Origin of the sequence: Cryobacterium sp. MP_3.1 (assembly GCF_035984795.1) — a bacterium.
In the GTDB taxonomy this organism is placed as follows: domain Bacteria; phylum Actinomycetota; class Actinomycetes; order Actinomycetales; family Microbacteriaceae; genus Cryobacterium; species Cryobacterium zongtaii.
Genome location: NZ_JAXCHV010000003.1, coordinates 56,486 through 82,659, shown reverse-complemented (window position 1 = coordinate 82,659; position 26,174 = coordinate 56,486). Strand labels below are relative to the sequence as shown.

The following is a 26,174-nucleotide window of genomic DNA, read 5'->3' as shown; positions in this document are numbered from 1 at the left end:
GTTGCCAATCGAGGAAATGGCAGGTATACATGTAACCGCTTGCACAAAATGTCAATGTTGATTATGAAAGGCACACCAATGATGGTGAAGAAGAATGGCCTGCTGGCCGCCGGCGCAATTGCCGTCGCAGCGTCCCTGGCCCTGGCCGGCTGCTCGGCCGGTTCGAACTCGGGCGACGCCTCGTCGGAGGCCGACTCCAGCGCCCTGACAGTGTGGGTGGACGCCGACCGCGCCGCCGTGCTGAAGGACGCCGCCGCGGCCTTCACCAAGGAGTCCGGCGTCGAGGTCAAGCTGGTGCAGAAGGACTTCGCGAAGATCCAGGAAGAGTTCATCGCCCAGGTCCCCACCGGCAAGGGCCCGGACATCACCGTCGCCGCGCACGACTGGCTCGGTAACTTCGTCAGCAACGGCGTGGTGCAGCCCGTCGAGCTCGGCGACACCGCGGCCGACTACCAGCAGGTCGCCGTCACCGCCATGAGCTACGAGGGCACGACCTACGGCGTCCCGTACTCCATCGAGAACATCGCCCTGCTGCGCAACACCGCGCTGGCCCCCACCGCCCCGGCCACCTTCGACGAGATGACCGCCGCCGGCGTCGCCGCGGGAACCGAATTCCCCTACCTGGTGCAGGTCGGCCCCGAGGCCGACCCGTACCACCTGTACCCGTTCCAGACCTCCTTCGGGGCCCCGGTGTTCGGCACCAACGCCGACGGCAGCTACAACCCCGAGGACCTCACCGTCGGCAACGCCGGCGGAGAGGCCTTCGCCACCTGGCTCGCCGCCGAGGGTGCGGCAGGCCGCATGAGCGTGAACCTCACCGGCGACATCGCCAAGGAGAAGTTCTACGCCGGTGCCTCGCCGTTCCTGCTGACCGGACCGTGGAACGTGCCGGACGCCCAGGCTGCCGGCATCGACGTGTCCGTTGACGCCGTGCCGTCGGCCGGCGGCCAGGCTGCCCAGCCCTTCGTGGGCGTGGCGGGCTTCATGGTGAGCGCCAAGACCAAGAACGCCATCGCGGCGAACGAGTTCCTGGTGAACTACATCGGCAGCGAAGACGTGCAGACCGCGCTCTACGAGGTCGGTGGACGTCCGCCGGCACTGACCGCCGCGTTCGAGGCCGCCAGTTCCGACCCGATCACCGCCGGATTCGGCGCCGTCGGCGCCACCGCCGTGCCGATGCCCAACATCCCGCAGATGGGCAAGGTCTGGCAGTTCTGGGGCGTCACCGAGGCTGCGATCATCAGCAACCAGGGTGACCCGGTCCAGCTGTGGCAGAAGATGACCGCGGACATCGCGGCCGCCATCGAATAACCAGCATTACCGAGTGCGCCCGGCCCCACCGGGTCGGGCGCACCGCACCATCCGCACGCAGCACCCGCACGATCACCGCTTGGCGGCTAGAGAGCAGACAATGATGACTACCCCCGGAACCGAGCGCGATCGGGCCCAGATCGTCGCCGCCAAGAAATCCCGGCAGGCGGGCCGCATCGCCGAAGCCGCATCCGCGGGCATCAAGGTGCTGCTGGTCAAGGTGCTGCTGCTCGGCATCGTCGACGCGATCAGCGTCTACGCGCTCTTCGTGCTCTTCATCAAGCAGGACTGGCTGGTCTTCAGCCTCGTGCTGCTGGTCACCATCGTCGTCAACGGAATCTACTTCCGCGCCAAGGGCCTCCCGGCCAAATACCTCACGCCGGGTTTGATCTTCCTGATCATCTTCCAGATCTTCGTCATCGGCTACTCCGGCTACATCGCCTTCACCAACTACGGAACCGGCCACAACAGCACCAAAGAAGACGCGGTCAACTCGCTGATCCTCTCCTCGCAGGAACGCGTGCCGGACTCGCCCAGCTACGCCGTCACCGTGCTCGAACAGGCCGGCGCCTACAGCTTCCTGGTCACCGACCCCGACGGCGAGATCAGCGTCGGCAACCCTGAGGCGCCGCTTGAGCGGGTCTCGGATGCCGAGACGGATGCCTCCGGCCAGGCCATCGCCCTGCCCGGCTACACCACATTGAACTTCTCCGACATCGTGAACAACCAGGAGGCCATCGCCGCCCTGGCGGTCCCCGTCTCCGACGACCCCAACGACGGCAGCCTGCGCACCCCGGACGGCTCCGCCGCCTACCTCTACCTCTCCGACCTCGTCTACGACGAGGCGGCCGGCACCATGACCGACGCCAGCACCGGTGTCGTCTACACCGAAGACCCCTCCCAGGGCTCGTTCATCGCCGAGGACGGCGCCGACCTGCAGCCCGGCTGGAAGGTGGAAGTGGGCCTGGCCAACTTCGCCAAGGCCTTCGGCACCGACTCCATCCGCGGTCCGCTGATCAGCGTGACCCTGTGGACCTTCGCCTTCGCGTTCCTGTCGGTGGCCACCACCTTCGCCCTGGGCCTGTTCCTGGCGATCGTGTTCAACGACCTGCGGATGCGCGGCCGCAACGTCTACCGCGTCGTCATGATCCTGCCCTACGCCTTCCCCGCCTTCCTCTCGGCACTGGTCTGGGCCGGCATGCTCAACCCGCAGTTCGGCTTCATCAACCAGGTCCTGTTCGGCGGGGCGGAGATTCCCTGGCTCACCAACGAGTGGCTGGCGAAGTTCAGCATCATCTTCGTGAACCTCTGGCTGGGCTTCCCCTACATGTTCCTGGTCTGCACCGGAGCACTGCAATCCATTCCCGACGAACTGCAGGAAGCGGCCACCGTCGACGGCGCCAAGCCCTGGCAGGTGTTCAGGCTGATCAAGCTGCCGCTGCTGCTCGTCTCGGTCTCCCCGTTGTTGATCGCCTCGTTCGCGTTCAACTTCAACAACTTCAACCTCATCTACATGCTCACCAACGGTGGGCCGCGAGACGTGACAGCGGGGGTGAACGTCGGAGCCACCGACATCCTCATCTCGATGGTCTACAAGGTTGCCTTCGTCGGCGCCAACCGGGACTACGGACTCGCGAGCGCTTTCTCGATCCTGATCTTCGTGCTCGTCGCCCTCGTGTCGATCATCAGCTTCAAACAGACCAAGGCGCTAGAGGAGTTGAACTGAGATGACCATCGCCCCGAACATCGCAGCCCCGGACAACCAGGAATACATTCCCGTCAAGCAGCCCTTCAACTTCGGCCGGTGGTTCCGCGCCACCGGCTGGCGCCACCTGGTCGGCGCTGTCATGGTGGTCTTCTCCGCCTTCCCGCTGCTCTACGTGCTCTCCGCGTCGTTGCACCCCGGCGGCACCCTGATCACCGCCAACGGCCTGTTCAGCGAGGTCGACCTGGGCAGTTACGTCACCCTGTTCAACCTGCCGCAGCAGCCGTACGCGGCCTGGTACGGCAACACCCTGCTGATCGGCGGCATCACGTCCGCCGGCACCGTGTTCCTCGGCGCGCTGGCCGCATACTCGTTCTCGCGGATGCGTTTCACCGGCCGCCGGGCGGGCCTGCTGATGCTGGTGCTCGTGCAGATGTTCCCGCAGCTGCTCGCCGTGGTGGCGATCTTCCTGCTGCTCAACGGCATCTCCGACATTTTCCCGGCCATCGGCCTGGACACCCAGATCGGCCTGATCATGGTGTACCTCGGCGGCGCCCTCGGCGTGAACACCTACCTGATGTACGGGTTCTTCAACACGATCCCGGCCTCCATCGACGAGGCCGCCAAGCTGGACGGCGCCGGCCATGCCCGGATCTTCTTCACGATCATCCTGCGCCTGGTCGCGCCCATCCTCGCCGTGGTCGGACTGCTGTCGTTCGTGGGCACCACCAACGAGTTCGTGATCGCCAGCATCGTGCTGATCACGCCCGAGAAGCAGACCCTCGCGGTGGGCCTCTACCAGTTCGTCTCGCAGGAGTTCTCGAGCAACTACTCGGTCTTCGCGGCCGGTGCGGTGCTCGCGGCCCTGCCCGTGATGGCGCTGTTCCTCTGGTTGCAGAAGTACATCGTCGGCGGCCTGACGGCCGGATCGGTCAAGTAACCGCCGGATGCTCCCGCACCAGCCGCTCCCGCACCACCTGCTTCCGCATCAACCCAAGCCGCTCCTCGCCCTTCCGCACCATGACGGCTCGCCGCTCTACGTCTCGACCCAGGCGCCGGCCCTCGGCGACACCGTCACCGTGCGGCTGCGCATCCCGACCGCCTTCGGGGACGTGGCGACGGTGCGCACCCGGGCCAACCCCGACCGGGAACCGCGCTTCGAGGACGCCCGGCGACTCGGGGGCGCCGGTGCGCCGGACCACGGCTACGTCTGGTGGGCCGCCGAGCTGCGGGTGGAGAACCCTGTGCACGGCTACAGGTTCCTGATCGGCATGGCCGACGGCGGCCACTGGTGGCTGAACGCGAGCGGTCTGCACGACATCGAGACCCTCGACTCCGAAGACTTCAAGCTCGTCGCCCACCCGGCCCCGCCTGCGTGGGCGGCGACCAGCGTCATGTACCAGGTCTTCCCCGACAGGTTCGCCCGCTCCAGCGCCGCCGCCGTCCGCGACACACCGGACTGGGCCATCCCCGCCGAGTGGGACGACGCCGTCGACCAGCTCCCGCCGGGCCGCTCGCAGCAGTTCTACGGCGGCGACCTCGACGGCATCACCGACCACCTCGACCACCTCGAACGCCTCGGCGTGACCCTGATCTACCTCACCCCGGTGTTCCCCGGCCGCTCCAACCACCGCTACGACGCGGCCAGCTTCACCGAGGTAGACCCGCTGCTCGGCGGCGACGCGGCCCTGATCCGGCTCGTCGAGGCCGCGCACGCCCGCGGGTTGCGGGTGATCGGCGACCTCACCGCCAACCACTCGGGCCACGGCCACGAGTGGTTCCAGGCCGCGCACCACACCCCGGCGGCCCCGGAGAGCGCCTTCTACTACTGGCTCGACCCCGAGCAGCGCGACTACCAGTCCTGGCTGGGGGTGCCAGAGCTGCCCAAGTTCAACTGGGCCTCCACCGAGCTCCGCCGTCGGTTCATCGACGGGCCCGACTCGGTGGTGGCCAAATGGCTCAAGCCGCCATTCCATCTGGACGGCTGGCGCATCGACGTGGCGAACATGACCGGCCGACTCGGCGACGAAGACCTCAACGCCGAGGTACGCCAGGCCATCCGCCGCACGATGATCGAGGTGAACCCCGACACGATCCTGCTGGGCGAATTCACCAACGACGCCTCCGGCGACTTCCAGGGCGACGCCTGGCACGGCGCCATGACCTACGCCAACTTCACCCGGCCGCTGTGGTCGTGGCTGTGTCGGCCCGACCAGGTGCCGTCGTTCTTCGGGCTGCCGCTGGGCAGCATCCCGGCCCACACCGGCGAGCAGTTCCACCGGGCGCACACCCGCTTCGCCGCCGGGTTCCCGTGGCGCACCCGGCTGGCCACCATGAACGCCCTCGACACCCACGACACGGCCAGGTTCCGCACCCACGCCGCCGCCGAGGCAGTGCCGGTGGCCCTGGGCCTCTCGGTGACCCTGCCGGGCATCCCGGTGGTCTTCGCCGGCGACGAATTCGGTCTGACCGGCGTCGACGGCGAACACTCCCGCACCCCGATGCCGTGGTCCAGTGCGGCCGAGCCGCCCGTAGCCTCGACCATCGATCTGTACGCGTCCCTGATCGGCCTGCGCCGTGCCCACGAGGCCCTCAGCACCGGCGGACTGCGCTGGCTGCACGTGGGCGACGACGCGCTCGTGTACGTGCGGGAGACCGGGCACGAGTCGGTGTTGCTGCTGGCCACCCGGGCCGCAGCAGAGGTGACCCTGCCGGACTGGGTGCTGCCGGTCGGCGGCCGTGTCGGCCAGCTGCCGCCCGAGGCCGGAACGGCTGTCTGCACGGTCTCCGACACCGGGGTCCGACTGGTCGCCACGGGCGCATCCTTCACGGCCTGGGTGCTGCCCGGCGTCACAATTGCACCGGATGGCCCCGCTGTGTCACCGAGGGGTCTCGCGAGGTGATAATGTTTACCGGTTGCCAAAAGCACGGTTCAGCTTCAGATGTTTGAGGTTTTGCCCCCTTAGCTCATTGGTAGAGCACTTCCTTGGTAAGGAAGAGGTAGTGGGTCCGATTCCCACAGGGGGCTCAGGCTTGAGAGCTAGGCTCTGAAGGTCTAAGGCGGGGTAGCTCAGTTGGTTAGAGCACACGGCTCATAATCGTGGTGTCGCGGGTTCAATTCCCGCTCCCGCTACACATAAAGGCCCTTTGACCAGGAATTTGTCCGGTCACGGGGCCTTTCTTCTTTTCGCGCATTCTCGCAGCAGCCACGGAGCCAGGCACGGAACCCGCGATCCGCGGGCGTTTCGACCGGTACCGCGGCGGATCCCGGGCGGGTACGAGCTGCCTCAGGCGGCAGGTACTTTCAGCGGAACCTTGGAGACGGCAAGTGAGCTGTCCATGATGACGCGCACGAGCGCCTGGAGGTCGAGGCCGGCGCCTGTGGCCATCTCGAGCAGCTGCTGGATAGCGACACCGTACGATGCCGGCCAGAGCTGCGGGTCGGGAGCATAGCGTCGCAGCGAGCCGCTGACGTTGGCCCACAGTGCGTCGGCGTACTCGAGAGGCGTCGAGCCGACCCCTGTGCCGGGAGCGAAACGCGGTACCCCGAAGGCCGGCCCACCCAACGACCGCGCGCTGTGCGCGAAGAACTCGTGAGCATCGGGGATCGGCTCTCCCACGCTCTGCAGGTAGCCCGCGATGAGCGCGAATACCGAGTACGGGCCCTCGGCGAGCTGCCAGTTTATTGCGTCGCCGGCGAGGTAGGTGCCGCCGTCTTTGGTGCCGATTGTGTTGAGGGTCAGCCTGCTGAGTGTCGGATCGTTACCCGCCTGCCCGGAAAGGCCGGCGAGTAGGCATGCGCGTCCGGCGAGGCCGCCGAGAATTGTCGCTACGACCTCGACCTGCACCCCGCGCTCGTCTTTGACCAGGGTGAGGATATTCTGAAAGATCTCCTGTCCCGCGATCTGCGCACCGAGTCGCGGCTTCTCGGCGAGCTGCGATTGCACCTGGCGCATGAGCGCCTGGGTGCCGGGGCTTTCGAGTGGCTCTGCGGGCTGTTCCCGTGGGGGTGGCTTGCGTCGTCCGAACATGCTGCTCACGCTACCGACGCGCGCGCGTCGGGTCAGGTCCCACTCCGAGGGGCTCCGACGGCCCGGGCCGGTGGCAACGGCTCGACTCGAGGGGATGCCAGAGCTCCACGTCGGCCACCGCGGGTTTCACACTCGGCGCCCCTCATGGACCGCCCCGAGCCACTCGGCGCGGGGCGTCAGCGGTACGGAGGCAGGTCGGTCGGCGGCGGTCGTTATGTCCACGCGGCGGCCCTCCGACGCCGCGCGTTGCAGGGACTCCATGACGTCGAGCACGTGCAGGGCGAGTCCTCCGTTGGCGCGCGCCGCAGTACGGCGGGGCGCCCGGATCTGGTCGACAAGACCGATTCCGCGTGTGCCGTCGACGTAGCCGGCCAGCGGGTCGAGCGGGTGGAAACTGCCATCATGCGCCCGACGGAGGCCGGTGGGCGCGTCGAAGGTGTCGGGGTCGCCCACGGACAGGGTGCCCTCGGTGCCGTACACCTCGAGCGGTGACCTCACGGTGGCCGCAGCGTCGAAACTCATCGTGATGGTCGAGAGTGCACCGCTGTCATGTTCCAGCACTCCGGTGACGTGAGTGTCGACGAGGACCGGGATGCTCTCGCCCGCCCGCGGCCCGGTGCGGATGACCCGGTGGTCCTGCGGCCGGCTGGAGGCTCCGGTGACCGACCGGATGGGTCCGAGCAGGTGGATCAGCGCGGTGATGTAGTACGGGCCCATGTCGAAGAGCGGGCCGCCGCCCTCGCGGTAGTGGTCGTCCGGGTTCGGGTGCCAGAGCTCGTGGCCGGCGGTGACCATGACGGCCGATGCGGCCACCGGGCGGCCGATCAGCCCGTCGTCGATGGCGGCGCGGGCGGTCTGGATGCCGGTACCGAGCACGGTGTCCGGCGCGGACCCGACCCTGACCCCGGCGTGGGTCGCGGCCGCGAGGATGCTGCGGCCCTCGGCCAGGGTCACTGCGAGCGGCTTCTCGCCATAGACCTGCTTGCCCTGGGCGATGGCGCCTAGCGCGATCTCGGCGTGGGAGGCCGGGGTGGTGAGGTTCAGCACGGTATCGACCTCGTCGGCGGTCAGCAGCTCGGCGACGGTCATGACGCGCGCAAACGGCAGCCCGGCTGCCACCGAGCGGGCGCGCGCGGCATCCAGATCGGCCACGGCCGTGATCACCACGGCATCACTGGCCGTCAATGTCTGGAGGTAGGCCGCTGAGGTGACGCCGAGGCCCGCGATGCCCAGACGGTGCGGTGTCTCGTCGCCGGTACGCGACTGGCCCACGGCGTTCCCCTTTCGATGGCGAACGGTCGGAGACGTCACCGGCCGGTTCCCGGACGCCTAGCCTGAGCCGGATGTCGCGAGCACGTGCGGACGTCGCCGTGCAGCGCCCAGTATTGCCCGGTCCTGAGGCTGAGGCGAGGCCCCCGATGACCGGATGCGCCGACCGTGCTCTCGCGCACCGTGACGCACCGCACCCGCCAGGCGAAAGCTCAGCTCTGGGGCGGCGCCGTCGTCGCCCGGCGCACGAGCCCGGTCGGCAGTCGGATGTGGTTCTGCGGCAGAATCTCGCCGTTCAGCAGCGAGACGAGCATCCCGGCCGCGGTGGCGCCGAGTTTCTTCATCGGCTGACGGATGGTGGTCAACGCCGGGTTCATCTGGGAGGCCTCTGGAATGTCGTCGAAACCGATCACCGACAGGTCGCGCGGCACGTCGATTCCGAGCTCCGCGGCGACCTGGATGATCGCGATCGCCGAGAGATCGTTCGCGGCGAACACCGCCGTCGGGCGGTCCGTCATCGACAGCAGCGACGCGGCGGGCGCCTTGGCCGTCTCCCGCTTGTACAACCCGACCCGAACCAGGGCGGGGTTGAACTGGATGCCCGCATCCGTGAGGGCCTGCCGGTAACCGGCCTCGCGGAGGGTGGCGCTGCGGAGGTCTGGTCGGCCGGCCAGGAAGCCGATCCGGCGATGGCCGAGCTCGATCAGGTAGCGGGTGGCCTGCAGGGCACCGCCGAAGCTGTCCGACTCCACGGTGGGGAGGTCGGCCCGGCCGGTGTGCGGGTCGATGGCCACCACGGGGATTTCCGCTGAGGCGGTGTCGACGGTGGGTGTGACCATGATGGCCCCGTCGATCAGCGTCCCGCTGAGCCGGCTCAGGGAGCGCCGTTCCCAGCCGTTGGTCTCGCGCTGCCGGGAGCCGCTGTAGGCGAGCAGGTCGTAGCGGGAATCCGCCAGGGCCACGCCGACGCCCTTGAGGATCTCGGCGCTGAACGGCTCGAAGTCGGCGACGAGGATGCCGATGACGCTGGTGCGGCGGGAACGCATGCTGCTGGCCACGAGGCTGGACTCATAGCCCAGCTGCTGCACCACATCGAGCACCCTGGCGGTAGTCGCGGCCGAGATGCCGTACCGCCCGTTCACGGCCTTGGAGACCGTCGCCACCGATACGCCGGCTGCTGCGGCGACATCGTGGATCGTGGCACGGGGGGTCATGGGTTCAGCATAGGGTGATTTGGAAAATGATTTCGAAAACGTTTGACACTCCATTTTTCCGCTGTGACACTGAGGCCATCCGGAACCTACAGGGCAGCCCTGTCGGAGTCCGAACCGAACAGCAGCCCGTCAGGGCGCGGCTTCACACCAAGACCATCGACCACCGATGGTGTCCCTCAATGAAGAGAAAAGGTTGAACCAATGAAGGTGAACCACACCACCACGGCGAAGAGGATCTTCGCGGGAACGATGGTCCTGGGCCTCAGCGCCCTGGGCCTCACCGCCTGCAGCGCCGATTCGAACGAAGGGTCCTCTGGCGGCGACGTCACGATGAGCCTCTGGCAGAACTCCACCACCGGCCCCGGCCAGGAATTCTGGGACAAGACCGTCGCCGATTTCGAGGCCGACAACCCCGGCGTCACCATCGACGTGCAGGCGATCCAGAACGAAGACCTGGACGGCAAGCTGCAGACCGCGCTGAACTCCGGCGACGCACCAGACATCTTCCTGCAGCGTGGTGGCGGCAAGATGGCAGCCATGGTCGCGGCCGGCCAGCTGATGGACATCACCGAAGGCATCTCCGACCAGGTGCATGAGGAGATCCCCGACGGCTCGTTCATCGCGAACAGCCTCGAAGACAAGGTCTACGCGATGCCGGTCGCCGTGCTCCCCGGCGGCATCTTCTACAGCCAGGACCTCTTCGACGCCGCGGGTATCACCGAAGCACCGGCCACGATCACCGACCTCGAAACCGCGGTCGACAAGCTCAAGACCACCGGGGTCGCCCCGATCGCACTCGGCGCCAAGGACGCCTGGCCCGCCGCGCACTGGTTCTACTTCTTCGCGCTGCGCGAATGCAGCCCCGATGTCCTGGCCGAGGCCGCAGACACCAAGGATTTCTCGGATGACTGCTGGATCAAGGCCGGTGAAGACCTCGAGAGCTTCGCCGCCACCGAGCCCTACAACCAGGGCTTCCTGACCACCGCCGCCCAGCAGGGCGCCGGCAGCTCCGCCGGCCTCCTGGCCAACCACCAGGCAGCCATGGAACTCATGGGCGCCTGGAACCCCGGCGTGATCGCATCGCTGACCCCGGACGAGAAGCCGCTGGCCGACCTGTCCTGGTTCGCGTTCCCCGAGGTTGACGGCGGCGAGGGCGAGCCCGGCTCGATCCTCGGTGGCGTTGACGGCTACTCCTGCTCGGTCGATGCTCCCGCTGAGTGCCTCGACTTCCTCAACTACATCGGCAGCGCCGATGTGCAGAAGGAGTACTACGCGGCCTTCAACGCCCCGCCGGTGAACACCGTGGCGCAGGAAGCCGTCACCGAGCCCTACCTGAAGGAGATCATCGCGGCCTACAACGCGGCCCCGTACGTCTCGCAGTGGCTTGACACCGTCTACGGCCAGAACGTCGGAAACGCGCTGAACGTCGGCGTTGTCGACCTGCTGGCCGGCAAGGGCAGCCCGGAGCAGCTGATCCAGGCTGTGAACGACGCGGCCAAGAAGGCCTAGGCACCACTCATGTCAGTTCGCGAGAACACTCCGACGCGATTAGAGGTGGATCTCGCGAACGGCGGGGCCACGGGCACCACGCCCGTGGCCCCGCCCGTGCGGCGCCGCCGCAGCAGTTCGGTCGGGGCCAGGGTCGAGATCGCGGTCCTCGTCGGTCCCGCTCTCATCGTCTTCCTCGGCTTCGTGATCTTCCCCGTCGTGATGGCGGCGTACTACGGCTTCTTCAGCTGGCAGGGCTACGGCCCGCCGACCGACTTCGTCGGGTTCCGCAACTACGTCACGATCCTTCAGGACCCCACGTTCCAGGAAGCCCTCACCCACAACGGCGTCATCGTCGTTCTCTCCCTCGTGCTCCAGGGGCCGGTCGCGATCCTCCTCGCGCTGCTCCTGAACCGCAAACTCCGCGGGCAGTCCCTCATCCGGGTGCTGATCTTCGTGCCGTACGTGATCTCCGAGGTCGTCGTCGGCACCGGCTGGAGCCTGATGCTGCAGTCCAACGGCGCGGTCAACGGCATGCTGGAGAAGCTCGGGTTGGGCGCGTTCACCCAGGATTGGCTGTCGAACCCTGACATCGCCATCTGGACCCTCATGGTGATCATCACCTGGAAGTACGTCGGCTTCGCCGTCATCCTCTTCCTCGCCGGTCTGCAGGGCATTCCGGAGGAACTGCCGGAGGCCGCGGCCATCGACGGTGCCTCGTTCTGGCAGATCCAACGGCACATCACCCTGCCGCTGCTCGCTCCCACCCTGCGCATTTGGGCGTTCCTGTCGATCATCGGCGCCCTGCAGCTCTTCGACCTCGTCTACATCATTTGGGGTCAGTACATCGCGTCAACCGCGGGCACGTCGACCATGGCGACCTACCTCGTCGCCAACGGCCGGAACGCCGGCAACTACGGATACGGAAACGCCGTCGCCGTCGTGCTCTTCCTGATCTCCCTCGTCGTCGCGCTGATCTATCAGCGCTTCGTGCTGAGTCGGGACACCGAAGGCGCAATCACCGAGAAGGGGACGAGCAAATGACCGCGCTCACGACGCCCGCTGTGGCGCTGCCGCCGGCCAACCCGCCGGCTCCGATCAAGACGAGCCGGCGCTGGGGCACTCCCGTCGCCTACGTCGTCGCGGTGTTGGTGATCGGCCTGATGCTCGCCCCGGTGCTGTTCATCATCATCGGCGGGTTCCGCACCAACGCCCAGATCACCACAGACCCGTCCGGCTGGCCGAGCGTCTGGAACATCGGCAACTACCTCGACGTGTTGACCGGCGGCACGTTCTGGCGGCTGGTGGGCAACTCCCTGATCGCCGGGTTCGCCACCACTCTCGGCGTCGTGGTGCTCGGCCTGATGGCCAGCTACGTGCTGGCCAGGTACAAGTTCCGCGGCCGGGGCATCCTCTACGCCACCTTCGCGGCCGGTCTGATGTTCCCCATGACGGTGGCCATCACCCCGCTGTACCTGGTGGTGAAGAACCTGGGCCTGATGAACTCGCTCGGTGGCGTCATCCTGCCGCAGATCGCGTTCGCGTTGCCCACGACCATCATCATCCTGGTGCCGTTCCTCCGGGCCATCCCCGATGAGATCCAGGAGGCCGCCTTCATCGACGGCTGCAGCCGGCTCGGTTTCTTCTGGCGGATGATCGTGCCGCTGGCCATGCCCGGCGTCATCACCGTGGGCATCCTGGCATTCATCGCCAGCTGGAACAGCTACCTGCTGCCCCTGTTCATCCTGAACAACGACGCCGTATTCACCCTGCCGCTGGGTGTGCAATCGTTCGCGTCGCAGTACTCGGTGGACACCGCGAAGGTGTTGGCCTTCACCTCGCTGTCCATGATTCCGGCGCTGGTGTTCTTCGCCCTGTTCGAACGCCGCATCGTCGGCGGGCTGACCGGCGCGGTCAAGGGTTGATCGGCTGCCCGCGATACGCGCAGCCTGATTCGTCGACGTTGAAGAAGTAGAGAGAGACCGTTGTGACTAACCCAGAACTGCCCCAGGCATCCGACCGCGTGCGCGAACTGCACGCCCGGATGACCCTCGAAGAAAAGCTTGCCCAGCTGGTCGGCTACTGGGTCGACCAGGGCGGCGAGGTCGTCGCCCCCCTCGCCGGGGAAATGGCCACCTCGACGAAATACGACGAGGCGACGCAGCACGGGCTCGGCCACCTCACCCGGGTGTACGGCACCCGGCCGGTCGACCCCGTGGAGCGGGCCGAGTGGCTCTGGGCGGAGCAACGCCGCCTCACCGGAGAGACCCGGCTCGGCATCCCCGCCATCGTGCACGAGGAGTGCCTGACCGGACTCGCGGCGTGGAAGGCCGCGACGTTCCCCACCCCGCTCGCCTGGGGGGCCGCGTTCGATCCCGCCCTGGTGGAGGAGATGGGCCGCCTGATCGGCGGATCGATGAAGCAGCTCGGCATCCACCAGGGGCTCGCCCCGGTGCTCGACGTGATCCGCGACCCCCGCTGGGGCCGGGTCGACGAGTGCATCGCCGAGGATCCCTATGTGGTCGGGACCATCGGCACCGCCTATGTCACCGGTCTGCAGTCGGCCGGGGTGCACGCCACCCTCAAGCACTTCGTGGGCTATTCGGCCACACAGGCCGGCCGGAACCACGCCCCGGTGCACGCCGGGTCGCGGGAGATCAACGACGTGTTCCTGCCCCCCTTCGAGATGGCCGTGCTCGACGGCGGGGTGCGGTCGGTGATGAACTCGTACGCCGAGATCGACGGCGCCCCGGTGGGCGCCACCCCGGAGTACCTCACCGAGATCCTCCGCGACCGGTGGGGCTTCGACGGTGTCGTGGTGTCCGACTACTTCTCGGTGGCATTCCTGCAGCTGATGCACGCCGTCGCCGCCGACCGCGGTGAGGCCGCGGAACTCGCCCTGACCGCGGGGATCGACGTGGAGCTGCCCACCGGCGACGCGTTCCTCGCGCCCCTGGCCGAGCGGGTGCGTGCCGGGCTGACGGATGAGGCGCTCATCGACCGGGCCGTGCTGCGGGTGCTCTCGCAGAAGGAGGACCTGGGCTTGCTCGATGAGACCTTCACCATGGCGCCCACCGAGGTCGACCTGGACTCGCCAGAGCACCGGCGGGTGGCGCGGGTTCTGGCCGAGGAATCCCTGATCCTGCTGACCAACGACGGCGTCCTTCCGCTCCTGGGCACCGGCGACCGGGGCCCAGGCACCATCGCGGTGCTCGGCCCGAACGCCGACTCGACCGAGGCCCTGATGGGCTGCTACTCGTTCGTGAACCACGTGCTGGCGCACCACCCTGACGTGCCGGCGGACCTGACCATGCCCACGGTGCTGGAGGCGCTCCAGCAGGAGTTCCCCTCGGCGGAGGTCGTGTGGGCCGCGGGCTGCGAGGTGGAGGGGTCCGACGCTTCCGCGATCGCCGCCGCCGTCGAGACGGCGCGCGCCGCCGATGTGGCCGTGGTCGTCGTGGGCGACCGGGCCGGACTCTTCGGTCGTGGCACCGTGGGTGAAGGCAACGACGCGGAAAGCCTTGAGCTGCCCGGGGTGCAACGTGAACTCGTGGAGGCCCTGGTCGCTACGGGCACTCCCGTGGTGATGGTGCTGATGACGGGCCGGCCGTATGCGGTGGCGTGGGCCGTCGACGGCCCGCACGCGCCCGCGGCGGTGCTGCAGGCGTTCTTCCCCGGTGAAGAGGGCGGAGTCGCGATCGCGTCGGTGCTGTCCGGCGCGGTCGCGCCGACCGGGCACCTGCCCGTGTCGCTGCCCAGGTCTGCCGGGGCGCAGCCCTACTCCTACCTGCACCCGATCCTGGGTGGCCCGTCTGACGTGACCAGCGTGGACAGCACCCCGGTGCTTCCGTTCGGGCACGGGCTGAGCTACACCACCTTCGACCGAACCGGGCTGGTGGCCGACGCCGAGGTCGCGGCCGGCGGCACGTTCTCGGCGAGTGTGCGGATCCGCAACACCGGCGAGCGGGCCGGCACCGATCTCGTGCAGCTCTATGCGCGGGATGTGCACGCCAGCGTCACCCGGCCGGTCGCCCAGCTGCTGGGCTACCACCGCGTCGCTCTCGAGCCCGGCGAGGAGGTCGTGGTGCGCTTCGCCGTTCCGACGGCCCGGCTGGCGTTCACCGGCCTCCGGCACGAGCGCATCGTCGAGCCCGGCCAGGTGGACCTGTGGGTGGGCGCCTCCTGCGCCGACAAGCAGACCGTGGCGGAGATCACCATCACCGGTGCCGTGCACCGTGTGACGGTGGCGGATGCTCGACTGGTGCAGAGCCAGGTCGAGCGGGTGACCGAGCTCACGCGGGGGACCGCGGCGGTGCCGGTCTAGCGGCGGGCCCGCGCACCTGCGCGTGAGCAGCATCCTCCCGCGGACGCGAAGGCCCCGATGGGCAGAGGAAGGGGCAGGCCACCCCGATGACGGCCCGCCCCATGCGGTGGTGTTTCGGGTGTGACCTCGGTCGGGCCCTATCAACGGTGCCTCAGGGTCACACTTCGGGGAACACCCCCGTATGGGGGATGGTATCCCCGTTCTTCCGTCTTCGTAAGGTGTCGGGCACGGATTCCTGCCGTCGCAGGGCGGGATGTTTGGCAGGATGATCTGACACGTATCGCCACGCGGCCCCGGATGCTCCGGGCTGCCGCCGTGCCGGATCAGGGGGAGAGCCATGACGACGCAGCCAGGCCCCGCGGCCGCACCCGCAGTGCTGACGGTCGGGGGAGTGAGCAGGAGCCGCGGTTCCCGGCCGCCGGAGGATCTCGAGCGGCTGGCCCACCTCGTCGAGGCGGCCTGGGCGGTGGACGGGAACGCGGAGCGGGCCATCCGGTTCGCCGTCGCGTCGGCCGGGACCCTGCCGCAGCCCGGCTCCGGCCGCACCGATGCCCTGTTCGACGCGCTCGCCACCGTGGCGGCAGCCGACCTCACGGCCGCCCGGGTGCTCGAGGCGCACACCGATGCCCTCGCGATCCTGCAGCAGGCGCCGGGCGGCACGGCCGAGGCGGTCGCCGTCCTGCCGGGCGCAGGCGGCGAGGGGCCGTCCAGCTGGGGCGTCTTCGCGGCGGAGGGCCCCGGCCTGCGGGTCGGCGCCACCCGCAGCGCGGGGGGCTGGCAGCTGAGCGGCCGGAAGCCCTGGTGCTCGCTGGCCGGCTCGCTCAGCCACGCGCTCGTGACCGCGCACACCACGCCGGACGGTGAGCAGCCGGCCCGTCGGCGGCTCTTCGCCGTGGACCTGGCCGATGCCGGCGTCGCCGTCCAGGAGGACGCCTGGTTCGCGACCGGACTCAGCCAGGTGCCCAGCGGTCCGGTGGACTTCACCGGCGTCCCGGCGGTGCCCGTCGGCGACGACGGCTGGTACCTCACCCGGCCGGGTTTCAGTTGGGGCGGCATTCAGGTGGCCGCCTGCTGGTGGGGCGGCGCCGTTGGCGTTGCCCGGCAGCTGCGGCAGGCGGCAGAGCGACGTGAACCCGACCAGATCCTGCTGTCCCAGCTGGGCGCCGTGGACCTGGCCCTGGTGGGTGCGGGCGCGGCGCTGGCTGACGCGGCCGCGGCGATCGATCGGGGTGAGGCCGAAGGCGCGGCCGGCGGGCTGCTCGCCGCCCGGGTGCGCGGCCTCGTCGCGCGCACTGTGGACGAGGTGCTCGGCAGGGTCGGGCACGCGCTCGGCCCGGCCCCGCTCGCCCTGGATGCCCGGCACGCTCGCCGGGTGGCTGATCTCACGCTGTACGTGCGCCAGCATCACGCGGAGCGAGACGATGCGGCGTTGGGTCGACGGCTGCTCGTCGAGGAGGCGGCCTCGTGGTGAGCTTCACGCACGACACCGGCGGCACCAGCGAACGGCGCTGGGACGAGGCCGACTGGTCGGACCGGATCCGGCCGCTCACGCTGGAGGGTTGTGCCCGGCTGATCGTGGTGGCCGCCCACCCCGACGATGAGTCCCTCGGTGCCGGTGGGCTGATCGCCGTCGCCGGGCAGCTCGGACTGGCGATCACGGTGATCGCCGCCACGAACGGTGAGGCCTCGCATCCGCGTTCGCCCACCCTGACCGCCGCCGATCTCGCCGCGGTACGCCGGGTGGAGATGGTGAACGCGGTGCGGGCACTGGCCCCGACGGCGACGGTGCGCCTTCTCGACCTCCCCGACGGTGACCTGTCCCAGCACCGCAACAGTCTGGAGGAGGCGGTGTCGCAGGTGGTCGCGGCGGACCAGGCGGCCCCCGGGCCGGCCGGCGGAACCTGGATCGTCGCCCCGTGGCGGTTGGACGGGCATCCGGACCACGCGGCAGCTGGCGAGGCGGCTGCCCTCGTCGCCGGCCGCACCGGCGCCAGGCTGTTGGAGTACCCGATTTGGGCGTGGCACTGGTCGTCGCCGGAGGACCCGGTCTGGCCCACGGGTGCGGACGGCACGGCACTGTGCCGCCTCGACCTCGACGCGGCGGCCCGGGAACGCAAGAACACCGCCATGGCGGCGCACACCAGCCAGGTGCAGCCTTTGTCAGACCGGCCCGGTGACGAGGCCATCGTGCAACCGGGTTTCGCCGCCCACTTCGAGCGGGACCATGAGGACTTCGTCGGCGCCGCGGCCGACGTCCTCCCGGCAGCACCGGTCGCCGGGTCGCCCCTGGCCAGCCTCACGGCCGGCTTCTTCGACGAGTTCTACGCGGGGTCGGCGGATCCCTGGGGATTCGAAACCCGCTGGTATGAGGCCCGCAAACGCGCCGTCACCCTGGCGGCGTTACCACTGCCGCGCTACGGCGCCGCCCTCGAGCTCGGCTGCTCGATCGGCGTGCTCAGCCGGGACCTCGCCGACCGCTGCGACACCCTCCTGGCCACCGACATCAACGAACAGGCCCTCACCGTGGCCCGCGAGCGGCTCGCCGGCCTGCCCGGCGTGACAGTGGAACGGCGCGCCCTGCCGGCCGAGTGGCCCGCCGGCACCTTCGACCTGGTGGTGCTGTCGGAGATCGGCTACTACTGCTCACCCACTGACCTGGCCGTGCTGCTGGAACGGTGCCGGCGAAGCCTCACCCCGAACGGCGCTCTGGTGGCCTGCCACTGGCGGCACCCGGTGGGGGAATACCCGCTCGGGGGCGACGAGGTGCACGCGGCGCTCGCCGCCCTGCCCGGACTCGACCGCACCGTGCAGCACGTGGAGCGCGACTTCGTGCTGGAGGTCTACGAGCCGTCCCCGGCCCCCTCCGTGGCGCAGCGAGAGGGGCTCGCGGAGTGACGACTCGAATCGACAGACTCATCGTGGTGGTCCCGGCCCGCGATGAGGAGAGCCGGCTGCCGAGGTGCCTGGCCGCGCTCGCCGACGCCGTGCAGGCCGTAGAGGACGAGTTCGGCACGGACGCCCCGGCCATCTCGGTCGTCGTGGTCCTCGACCGCTGCACCGACGGGTCTGCCGAGGTGGTGGCGCAGTGGCCGCAGTTCAGGGCGTTGGAGTGCTCGGCGGGATCGGTCGGCTCGGCCCGCCGGGCGGGCGTGGCCCACCTGTTGACCGACGCCGCGGCGGCGCACACCTGGGTGGCCACGACGGATGCCGACTCCGCGGTTCCCCGGCGCTGGCTGACGGCGCAGCTGGCCCTGGCCGAGGCCGGCACCGAACTGGTGCTCGGCACCGTGCTGCCCGACGACGAACTGCCGGTGCAGGAGCGTGACCGCTGGCACGGGTCGCACACCCTGGTCGACGGTCATCCGCACGTGCACGGCGCCAACCTGGGTGTGCGCGCGGACCGCTACCTGCAGGCCGAGGGGTTCAGCGACGTCGACTCGGACGAGGACGTGCTGCTGGTGGAGGCGCTCCGCACCCTCGGCGCGCGGGAGTGCCGCACCGCGCTCATCCCGGTGCTCACCTCTGGCCGGCTGGACGGCCGGGTGCCGGGCGGATTCGGCGGCTACCTCGCCGACCAGGTGATGACACGCTGATGAAAACTCAGAAATAGCTCGCGATCAGCGCCGTGACGGGTCTAGCATCTCGAACACGAGGAAACCCTCGGTTCTAGGAAAGGTTTGACACATGAATCTTCTAGTCATCATCATCGCCGTCGTGGCCGTGGTCCTGCTCATCACCGGCGGGCTCGTCGAGTCGCTGCAATTCCTGCTCTGGGTCGGTGTGGTCCTCGCAGTGATCGCCGTCATCGTCTTCCTGCTCCGGACGATCTCGGGCCGCAAAGTCTGATTCGTCCTCGACACCAAAAACGGGCCGCGTGGGCAACCACGCGGCCCGTTCTTGGTCCTACGGCGTCTCGACGACGGTGAGCTCGGGGCGCTTGGGCGGGCGGCCGTCACCGGAAGACCGGCCGGTGAGCCGGCGTCCGATCCACGGCAGCACGTAGGCGGCGTAGTACGCGGCGGTGTCCTGGATGCGTTCCCGCGGCGGGGCCTCGCCGGCCGCGCCCTGGGCCCACCCGGCGGGAATCGGCACGTTCAGTGCGGTGAGCACATTCGTCGCGACCCTGGTGTGCCCGCGGGCGTTCAGGTGCAGCTTGTCGGCCGACCAGAACCGGCCGTTCATGAGCTCGGTATCGATCCAGTTGTCGACCAGGGTCACGCCGGGCTTGCCGAAGGTCTCCCTGGCGGCCTCGGCGAGCCTGTCGCCGCGCTTCTGCATCAGGGAGCCCAGGGGCAGGTGCCTGGACGGGTTGCCGCCGCTGAGTACCACAACGTGGATGCCGTCGGCCACGGCCTTGTCGACGACGTGGTCGAGCAGATCGACGACGTAGGAGATCTCCACCCGTGGGCGCATCATGTCGTTGCCGCCGCCACACACCGTGAGCAGGTCGGGTTTCAACGCCAGAGCCGGCTTGAGCTGGTCGCTGACGATCGGACCGAGCAGCTTGCCGCGGATGGCGAGGTTCGCGTACGAGACCGGTTCGGGGGTGGCCGCAGCCAGCCCGATCGCCACGAGGTCGGCCCAGCCGCGCACCTGCCCGTCGGGCAGGTCATCGCCGACGCCCTCGGTGAAGCTGTCACCGATCGCCACATACCGTCGGTACGGCTGTGCGTTTCGGCGCGGGGTGCTCTGATTCGGAGTGGGGATGGCGTTCGTGGGTTACTCCTTGGGGAGGTTGAGCCGGGTCATGATGGCGTCCCGGGCCTGCTGGGCGGCGCGGCGCACATCCTTGTCGGGGTCGCGCAGACGCACCACGATGGTGGGGATGTCCTGTTCGCGACCCTGCTCGGCGAGGGCGTTGAGGGCGGCGACCCGCACGCGGGGCACCTCGTCGGTGGTCGCCTTGACGAGCTTGGGCGCGACATCCAGTTTGCGCAGCATGACGACCTTCGCGCACATCTCGCGGATGCGCCAAGCCTCGTTGTTCAGGCCCACCACAACGTACGGTGCCGCGGAGTCGTTCCAGACGTGTAGCAGCGCACGGGCTCCCCACAGCTCGGGCCAGTACAGCGCCGGCGCTCCCTCGAGGATGCCGAGCGCGTGCCGGCCGCCCACGTAGAGCAGGAAGTCCTTGCCGGCGTTCTTGCCGCGCATCAGGGCGACGGAGTGGTCGACGACGGTGGACTCGCCGTAGTGTTCGACGGCCTTGGCGAGTCGTTCGGCCGTGGGCAGGTCGATCGGAAGATCGGGGTGTGGGGTCAATTTGTTATGCATAACGAGTCAACGTTATCCCGCGCGGAGGGTCGGTGCGGCTTCCCGAGGCCCGGCGACTTATTTCGTCACAGTGATTTGGCCCGCGGCGTTGCGATTGACACACTCGGAATCACTGCGGTACAAGGCCGCTGAGAACCCTCAGGACCACCGTGATCTCCGTACAGCACGTCTCCAAGACCTTCCGCTCCGGCGGCACCGTCACCGCTGCCCTGCAGGACGTCTCGCTCGAGGTCGCCGAGGGGGAGATCTTCGGGGTGATCGGTCAGAGCGGTGCCGGTAAGAGCACCCTGATCCGCGCGGTCAACCTGCTCGAACGGCCGGACGCCGGCACCGTGACCGTCGACGGCGACGAGCTCACCGCGCTCTCGCCCGCCGATCTGCGTCGTGCCCGGCGCAAGATCGGCATGGTCTTCCAGCACTTCAACCTGCTGGCCGGCCGCACGGTGCGCGGGAACGTGGAACTGGGCCTGGAGATCATCGGCGTCGACGGCGACGCCCGCCGCCGCCGTGCCCTCGAGATCCTCGACCTGGTCGGCCTCGCCGACAAGGCCGGCGCCTACCCGGCGGAGCTCTCCGGCGGTCAGAAGCAGCGTGTCGGCATCGCCAGGGCCCTGGCCGGCAGCCCCAAGGTGTTGCTCTCCGACGAGGCCACCAGCGCGCTGGACCCCGAAACCACGCGGTCGATCCTCGACCTGGTCAAGACCATCAACACCGACCTGGGCCTGACGGTGCTGTTGATCACGCACGAGATGGATGTCGTCAAGCGCATCTGCGATTCCGCCGCGCTGATCGAGGGCGGCCGGATCGTCGAGCAGGGGCGTATCGTCTCGCTGATCTCCACCGCCGGGTCCCGCCTCGCGCACGAGCTCTTCCCGCTCGGCGCCGTGCCGAGCCTGCCGGGCGACACCGTCATCGACATCACCTTCAGCGGCGGGTCGGCCGACCGCCCCGTGATCGCCCAGCTGGCCCGCACCTACGGTCTGGACGTGTCGATCCTCGGCGCGGCCATCGAGACCATCGGCGGCAACCAGGCCGGCCGCACCCGACTGGCGCTGCCGGGTAGCGCGGCTGGCAATGCCGCGCCCATCTCAGACCTGCGCAGCCAGGGCATGCTCGTCGAAATCGTGGGGGAGTAACCGTGCTTCTGGATCCATCGCTGCCGCAATTCTGGTCTGATCTGTTCCAGGTGCTGCTCATCGGCACCGGCCAGACCCTCTACATGGTCGGCGTCTCGCTGCTCATCACCATCATCGTGGGCCTGCCGCTGGGCATCGTGCTCGTCGGCACCGAACCCGGCGGCCTGTTCGAGAGCCCGTTCGGCTCCCGCCGGCTCGGCCGGGTGGTCAACCGGGTGCTCGACTTCATCGTCAACCTCGGCCGCAGCGTGCCGTTCATCATCCTGATGGTGGCCCTGATCCCGTTCACCAGGCTGGTGGTGGGCACCTTCATCGGGCCCACCGCCGCCATCGTGCCGCTGGCCGTTGTGGCCATCCCGTTCTTCGCCCGGATGGTGGAGATCGCGATCAAGGAGGTCGACACCGGCCTGATCGAGGCCGCGGAGTCGCTCGGTGCGACCCGTTGGCAGATCGTGTCCAAGGTCCTCGTGCCCGAGGCGCTCTCGCCGATGATCCTGGGCCTGTCGACCACGGTGACGTCCATCATCAATTTCTCGGCCATGGTCGGCACCGTCGCCGGCGGCGGCTTGGGCGACGTGGCCGTGCGCTACGGCTACCAGCGCTACAGCACCATCCACATGGTCGCCGTGATCATCGTGATCTTCGTGATCGTCATGGTGCTGCAGGGGCTGGCGACGATGCTGGCCAAGCGATTCGCGCACAGGTCCCGGCCGAATCGCGCGGAGAAGACAGTACCGGCCCTGCGCGCCAGCGCCGTCACCGGCGCGTAACCCAGACCCCACCCGACCGCGCCGCGTCAGTATGACGGCGTGGCCACCACCACCCACGAGAAGAGCCCTCCCATGCAGTTCACCTCCCGCGGAACGCGCCTTGCCGGTGCCGCCGTCACCCTCTCCGCCCTGTTCGCCCTCACCGCCTGCGCGGGAACGACCGACGAACCCGCCACGACCGGAGCCGGCGACGACCTCGGCACGATCACGGTGGGCGCCCTGGCCACCCCGGCCGGCGACATCCTCAAGTTCGTGCAGGACAACCTGGCCGCCGACGCCGGGCTGGACATCACCTTCCAGGACTTCACCGACTACAACACCCCCAACGTGGCCCTGTCCGACGGATCGATCGACGCGAACCTGTTCCAGAACGCCACCTTCCTGAAGACCTACAACGAGCAGGCCGGCGGCAGCCTGGTGAGCGTCGGCGAGATCTACCTGCCCAGCGCCGCGTTCTACAGCAACACCGTGGACTCCCTCGACGACCTCAAGGACGGCGCCACCATCGCCATCCCCAACGACCCGACCAACGAGGGCCGCGCGCTCAAGATCCTCGCCGCGGAGGGCCTGATCGAGACGACGGACGAGCCCACCTCGCTCGCCGACATCACCGACAACCCCAACAAGTACGAGTTCCGCGAGATCGAGAACGCCACCCTGCCGCAGGCCGTGCAGGACGTCGACGTGGCGTTCGTCACCATCTCGTTCGCTCTGCCGGCCGGCCTCACCGCCGACCAGGCGATCCTGATCGAGGGCTCGGACAGCCCGTACTTCAACGTGCTGGCCACCACGCCCGAGCTGGAGAACGACCCGCGCATCGTCAAGCTCACGGAGCTGCTGCTCTCCGACGAGACGCAGGCCTACATGGAGGAGACCTGGGGCGGACTGGTCATCCCCGCCGTCTGACCCTGACGACCCCGCGCTCGCACGCCCCGTCACTGCCGGCCGCTACGGCCTCAGTGGCGGGGCTTCGTCGTGACAGCGTCGAGGTCGAGCTCAAAGGCCGTCGCGTTCTCGTAGGGACCGTAGCTGCCGATCTCGGCGAATCCCAACCGACGGTACAGCGCCAGGGCTTCGGGCTGGGCATGCCCGGTTTCGAGCCGCACCGTCTGATAGCCGAGCTGGCGGGCGAGGCCGGCCAGTTCGCGCAGCATCCGGCTGGCGTAGCCCTGGCGGCGGTAGTCGGGGTTCGTCCACATGCGCTTGATCTCCACGACGGTGTCGTCGATGCGCCGGATGCCGCCGCCCGCGACCGTCGTGCCGTCGTCCAGGAGCACCACGAACGCTCCGGTCGGCGACTCGAACTCGCCGGCTTCGACATCCAGCACCGACTCGCCGGCGCCGTGCCCGTAGCGGGCGTCGTACTCCTGGCGCAGGCCGGTGAGCAGGGGGGGCAACCTCGGGGGCGGTCAGTGCGACCTGTACGTAATCCACTGGGCCAAGTCTGCCCTAACCGGCCCGACCGGACAATTCTGGCCCGTGCCACCACCCGAGTGGCGGCACGGGCCAGCGCCCGCTTGCGTGGCGCAAGTACACTCGATACGTGTCCGTGAATCCAGCAATCCAGGGTCGGGTCTTTCCCGCCGTGCCGCCGTATCTGGTCGGCCGGGAGAAGGTGCGCGAGTTCTCGCGTGCAGTCTTCGCGACCAACCCGATCAATTTCGACCCCGACGCCGCCCGTGCCGCGGGGCACAGCGACATCGTCGCGCCGCCGACATTCGCCGTGGTGGTGCAGGAGGCGACCCTCGCCCAGCTGCTTGCCGAGCCCGACGCCGGCATCGACTTCACCCGGGTGGTGCACGGCGACCAGCGGTTCAGCTACAGCCGCCCGATCGTGGCCGGTGACGAACTCACCGCCACGCTGCGCGTCGCCAGCGTGAAGAGCCTCGGCGGCCACTCGATGGTCACCGCGGAGTCGACAATCGTCGATGCCACCGGCGCCCACGTGGTCACCGCCACCTCCACCCTCGTCGTCAGGGGAGACGAATGACCACCAGCGCACCCGTCACGCCCAGCCTTGAGAGCCTCACCGTGGGCGACATCGTCGCCGAGAGCAGCTTCCCGCTGACCCGGGACTCCCTCGTGCGCTACGCGGGCGCCTCCGGCGACTTCAACCCGATCCACTACCGCGACGACGTCGCCCACGCGGTGGGGCTGCCTGGCGTGCTCGCGCACGGCATGCTCACCATGGGCCTGGCCATCCAACCCGTCGTGGACTGGGTCGGCGACTCGGCCCGGGTGCTGGACTACCAGGTGCGCTTCACCCGGCCGGTGCCGGTGGACCCCGACCTCGGCGCCGTGGTGACCGTGGTCGCCAAGGTGGGCGCGCTCGACGCGGATGCCGGCGTGGCGCGGATCGATCTCACCGTGACCTTCAATTCCGTCACCGTTCTCGGCAAGGCGCAGGCGCGCGTCTCGCTGGTCTAGGCGACCATGACCGACCCCGTAGCCGCGCCTGTTCCGGCGACCGTGACCCTGGCCGACCTGACGACCCTGCGGGTCGGCGGTGCCCCCACGCACCTCGTTGCACCGGCCGATGAGGCCGGCTTGATCCAGGCGGCCCTGGATGCCTGGGGCTCCGACGAACCGTGGGTGCTGCTCGGCGGTGGCTCGAACACCGTCGCGGCCGACACCGGCTTCGACGGCACCGTCATCCGGGTGTGCACGCGGGGTGTGGAGGTGCTCGCCCCGTCGGCCGAGACCGGCGCCGGCGCGGAAACCGACGGGGATGTCGACGGGCGCCCGGTGCGCATCCGCGTGCAGGCCGGCGAACCGTGGGACGACCTCGTCGCCCTCACGGTGGCCAACGGCTGGGCCGGCATCGAGGCCCTCTCCGGTATTCCGGGGACCAGCGGTGCGGCCCCGGTGCAGAACATCGGCGCCTACGGCCAGGACCTGGCCAACAGCCTGGCCGCCATCGACTTCCTCGACTTCGAGTCCGGCGAGGTGGAGCGGCTCAGTGCCGCCGAACTCGGCCTGGGCTACCGCACCTCGGTGCTCAAGCAGGGCCGCCGCGGAGTGGTGCTCGCCATCGAACTCGAGCTGCGCGACATGTCGGCACAGGCCGCTGTGCTCGGCAGCGCCCTGAGCCAGCCGGTGACCTACCCGCAGCTGGCCAACGCCCTCGGGGTACAGCTGGGCGACCGGGTGCCGCTGGCCGAATTGCGCCAGAGCGTGCTCGGCCTCCGGGCCGGCAAGGGCATGGTGCTCGACGCCGCCGACCCCGACACCTACAGCGCCGGCTCGTTCTTCACCAACCCGATCGTCACCGAGAGCTTTGCCCGCACCCTGCCCGACGAGGCCCCGCGCTGGAAGCAGGCCGAGATCGAGCTGCCTGACCGGGTGATCCCGCTCGACGAGTACGCCGGTGTGGGGCCGATGCCGGGCGTGGAGGTTCTGCGCACGGTGAAGCTCAGCGCCGCCTGGCTGATCGAGAACTCCGGCATCCACCGTGGCTTCCGGCTGCCCGGCTCCGGCGCGGCGATCTCGAGCAAGCACTCCCTGGCCATCACCAACACCGGTACCGCCACCGCGGACGAGATCGGCCAGCTCGCCCGGTTCGTGCAGCAGCGCGTGCAGGCCGACTTCGGCGTCATCCTGCACCCGGAACCCGTCTTCGTGGGCTTCTCGCTGCTCTAGCCTCCCGCCTCCC

The 26,174-nt window shown here is 69.1% G+C and carries 24 protein-coding genes and 2 tRNA genes; 20 read left to right on the top strand and 6 right to left on the bottom strand.

All coding sequences use genetic code 11. The features are described 5' to 3' along the window. Positions 1-78: 78 nt before the first annotated feature. From RCH12_RS03465 to RCH12_RS03440, 6 genes are all read left to right on the top strand, one after another. Positions 79-1,311, top strand: coding sequence for a sugar ABC transporter substrate-binding protein (locus RCH12_RS03465; protein WP_103429513.1), 1,233 nt, complete (start codon positions 79-81; stop codon positions 1,309-1,311). Positions 1,312-1,411: 100 nt separating this feature from the next. Beyond that, entirely contained in the window at positions 1,412-3,037 is a 1,626-nt protein-coding gene (locus RCH12_RS03460; protein WP_103429514.1) for an ABC transporter permease subunit, read from the top strand. A gap of 1 nt (position 3,038) precedes the next feature. Further along, entirely contained in the window at positions 3,039-3,956 is a 918-nt protein-coding gene (locus RCH12_RS03455; protein ID WP_088454992.1) for a sugar ABC transporter permease, read from the top strand. Between the two features lie 7 nt (positions 3,957-3,963). Beyond that, a complete protein-coding gene (locus RCH12_RS03450) occupies positions 3,964-5,919 on the top strand; it encodes a glycoside hydrolase family 13 protein (protein WP_327016048.1) in 1,956 nt (651 codons plus the stop codon). Between the two features lie 53 nt (positions 5,920-5,972). After that, positions 5,973-6,044, top strand: a tRNA-Thr gene (locus RCH12_RS03445). A 31-nt stretch (positions 6,045-6,075) separates the two neighbouring features. Further along, positions 6,076-6,149: transfer RNA gene (locus RCH12_RS03440), tRNA-Met, on the top strand. 154 nt (positions 6,150-6,303) lie between these two features. Here the strand turns inward: RCH12_RS03440 and RCH12_RS03435 are convergent. From RCH12_RS03435 to RCH12_RS03425, 3 genes are all read right to left on the bottom strand, one after another. Continuing rightward, entirely contained in the window at positions 6,304-7,047 is a 744-nt protein-coding gene (locus RCH12_RS03435; protein WP_327016047.1) for a hypothetical protein, read from the bottom strand. A gap of 126 nt (positions 7,048-7,173) precedes the next feature. Next, the gene (locus tag RCH12_RS03430; RefSeq protein ID WP_327016046.1) at positions 7,174-8,319 is read right to left on the bottom strand and encodes a Gfo/Idh/MocA family protein; all 1,146 of its coding nucleotides are present in this window, start codon (positions 8,317-8,319) and stop codon (positions 7,174-7,176) included. 209 nt (positions 8,320-8,528) lie between these two features. Continuing rightward, positions 8,529-9,530 carry a LacI family DNA-binding transcriptional regulator gene (locus RCH12_RS03425; protein ID WP_103429519.1) on the bottom strand — a complete coding sequence of 334 codons (1,002 nt, stop codon included), beginning with the start codon at positions 9,528-9,530 and terminating at the stop codon, positions 8,529-8,531. Positions 9,531-9,779: 249 nt separating this feature from the next. Between RCH12_RS03425 and RCH12_RS03420 the strand changes: the two genes are divergently transcribed. From RCH12_RS03420 to RCH12_RS03385, 8 genes are all read left to right on the top strand, one after another. Continuing rightward, complete coding sequence (locus RCH12_RS03420; RefSeq protein ID WP_327016096.1) at positions 9,780-11,039, top strand: ABC transporter substrate-binding protein; 1,260 nt, start codon at positions 9,780-9,782, stop codon at positions 11,037-11,039. A 9-nt stretch (positions 11,040-11,048) separates the two neighbouring features. Next, the gene (locus RCH12_RS03415; protein ID WP_103429521.1) at positions 11,049-12,062 is read left to right on the top strand and encodes a carbohydrate ABC transporter permease; all 1,014 of its coding nucleotides are present in this window, start codon (positions 11,049-11,051) and stop codon (positions 12,060-12,062) included. After that, complete coding sequence (locus RCH12_RS03410) at positions 12,059-12,943, top strand: carbohydrate ABC transporter permease (RefSeq protein WP_088454998.1); 885 nt, start codon at positions 12,059-12,061, stop codon at positions 12,941-12,943. Before RCH12_RS03415 ends, RCH12_RS03410 begins: the two co-directional genes overlap by 4 nt. A gap of 119 nt (positions 12,944-13,062) precedes the next feature. Further along, positions 13,063-15,342, top strand: a complete 2,280-nt coding sequence (locus RCH12_RS03405; protein ID WP_327016095.1) for a beta-glucosidase family protein — start codon at positions 13,063-13,065, stop codon at positions 15,340-15,342. A gap of 337 nt (positions 15,343-15,679) precedes the next feature. Next, a complete protein-coding gene (locus RCH12_RS03400) occupies positions 15,680-16,813 on the top strand; it encodes an acyl-CoA dehydrogenase (RefSeq protein ID WP_327016045.1) in 1,134 nt (377 codons plus the stop codon). Beyond that, a complete protein-coding gene (locus tag RCH12_RS03395) occupies positions 16,807-18,237 on the top strand; it encodes a bifunctional PIG-L family deacetylase/class I SAM-dependent methyltransferase (protein ID WP_327016044.1) in 1,431 nt (476 codons plus the stop codon). Before RCH12_RS03400 ends, RCH12_RS03395 begins: the two co-directional genes overlap by 7 nt. Beyond that, positions 18,234-18,935, top strand: coding sequence for a glycosyltransferase (locus RCH12_RS03390; RefSeq protein ID WP_327016043.1), 702 nt, complete (start codon positions 18,234-18,236; stop codon positions 18,933-18,935). Before RCH12_RS03395 ends, RCH12_RS03390 begins: the two co-directional genes overlap by 4 nt. A gap of 91 nt (positions 18,936-19,026) precedes the next feature. Next, on the top strand, positions 19,027-19,188 hold the full coding sequence (locus tag RCH12_RS03385) for a hypothetical protein (RefSeq protein WP_165789152.1): 162 nt from the start codon (positions 19,027-19,029) through the stop codon (positions 19,186-19,188). A 57-nt stretch (positions 19,189-19,245) separates the two neighbouring features. On the opposite strand, the gene RCH12_RS03380 is transcribed toward RCH12_RS03385, so the two are convergent. Together RCH12_RS03380 and RCH12_RS03375 are read right to left on the bottom strand one after the other, a co-directional pair. Beyond that, positions 19,246-19,992: an SGNH/GDSL hydrolase family protein gene (locus RCH12_RS03380; protein WP_327016042.1), complete on the bottom strand. Its 747-nt coding sequence runs from the start codon at positions 19,990-19,992 to the stop codon at positions 19,246-19,248. Positions 19,993-20,061: 69 nt separating this feature from the next. Then, positions 20,062-20,616, bottom strand: a complete 555-nt coding sequence (locus RCH12_RS03375) for a HEAT repeat domain-containing protein (RefSeq protein WP_088455003.1) — start codon at positions 20,614-20,616, stop codon at positions 20,062-20,064. A gap of 149 nt (positions 20,617-20,765) precedes the next feature. On the opposite strand from RCH12_RS03375, the gene RCH12_RS03370 reads away from it, so the two are divergent. From RCH12_RS03370 to RCH12_RS03360, 3 genes are read left to right on the top strand one after another with little or no spacing between them, the layout of a single operon-like run. Further along, positions 20,766-21,752, top strand: a complete 987-nt coding sequence (locus RCH12_RS03370; protein ID WP_103432712.1) for a methionine ABC transporter ATP-binding protein — start codon at positions 20,766-20,768, stop codon at positions 21,750-21,752. Positions 21,753-21,754: 2 nt separating this feature from the next. Further along, complete coding sequence (locus RCH12_RS03365) at positions 21,755-22,522, top strand: methionine ABC transporter permease (protein WP_279326960.1); 768 nt, start codon at positions 21,755-21,757, stop codon at positions 22,520-22,522. A 39-nt stretch (positions 22,523-22,561) separates the two neighbouring features. Next, positions 22,562-23,428: a MetQ/NlpA family ABC transporter substrate-binding protein gene (locus RCH12_RS03360; protein WP_243399356.1), complete on the top strand. Its 867-nt coding sequence runs from the start codon at positions 22,562-22,564 to the stop codon at positions 23,426-23,428. 50 nt (positions 23,429-23,478) lie between these two features. On the opposite strand, the gene RCH12_RS03355 is transcribed toward RCH12_RS03360, so the two are convergent. Then, positions 23,479-23,919, bottom strand: coding sequence for a GNAT family N-acetyltransferase (locus RCH12_RS03355; protein ID WP_327016041.1), 441 nt, complete (start codon positions 23,917-23,919; stop codon positions 23,479-23,481). A 146-nt stretch (positions 23,920-24,065) separates the two neighbouring features. Between RCH12_RS03355 and RCH12_RS03350 the strand changes: the two genes are divergently transcribed. The 3 genes from RCH12_RS03350 to RCH12_RS03340 are packed head-to-tail and all read left to right on the top strand — an operon-like array spanning position 24,066 to position 26,161. Beyond that, positions 24,066-24,512: an FAS1-like dehydratase domain-containing protein gene (locus RCH12_RS03350; RefSeq protein ID WP_088455006.1), complete on the top strand. Its 447-nt coding sequence runs from the start codon at positions 24,066-24,068 to the stop codon at positions 24,510-24,512. Continuing rightward, positions 24,509-24,949: a MaoC family dehydratase gene (locus tag RCH12_RS03345; protein ID WP_088455007.1), complete on the top strand. Its 441-nt coding sequence runs from the start codon at positions 24,509-24,511 to the stop codon at positions 24,947-24,949. Before RCH12_RS03350 ends, RCH12_RS03345 begins: the two co-directional genes overlap by 4 nt. 6 nt (positions 24,950-24,955) lie before the next feature. Further along, complete coding sequence (locus RCH12_RS03340; protein WP_327016040.1) at positions 24,956-26,161, top strand: UDP-N-acetylmuramate dehydrogenase; 1,206 nt, start codon at positions 24,956-24,958, stop codon at positions 26,159-26,161. Positions 26,162-26,174: the final 13 nt, after the last annotated feature.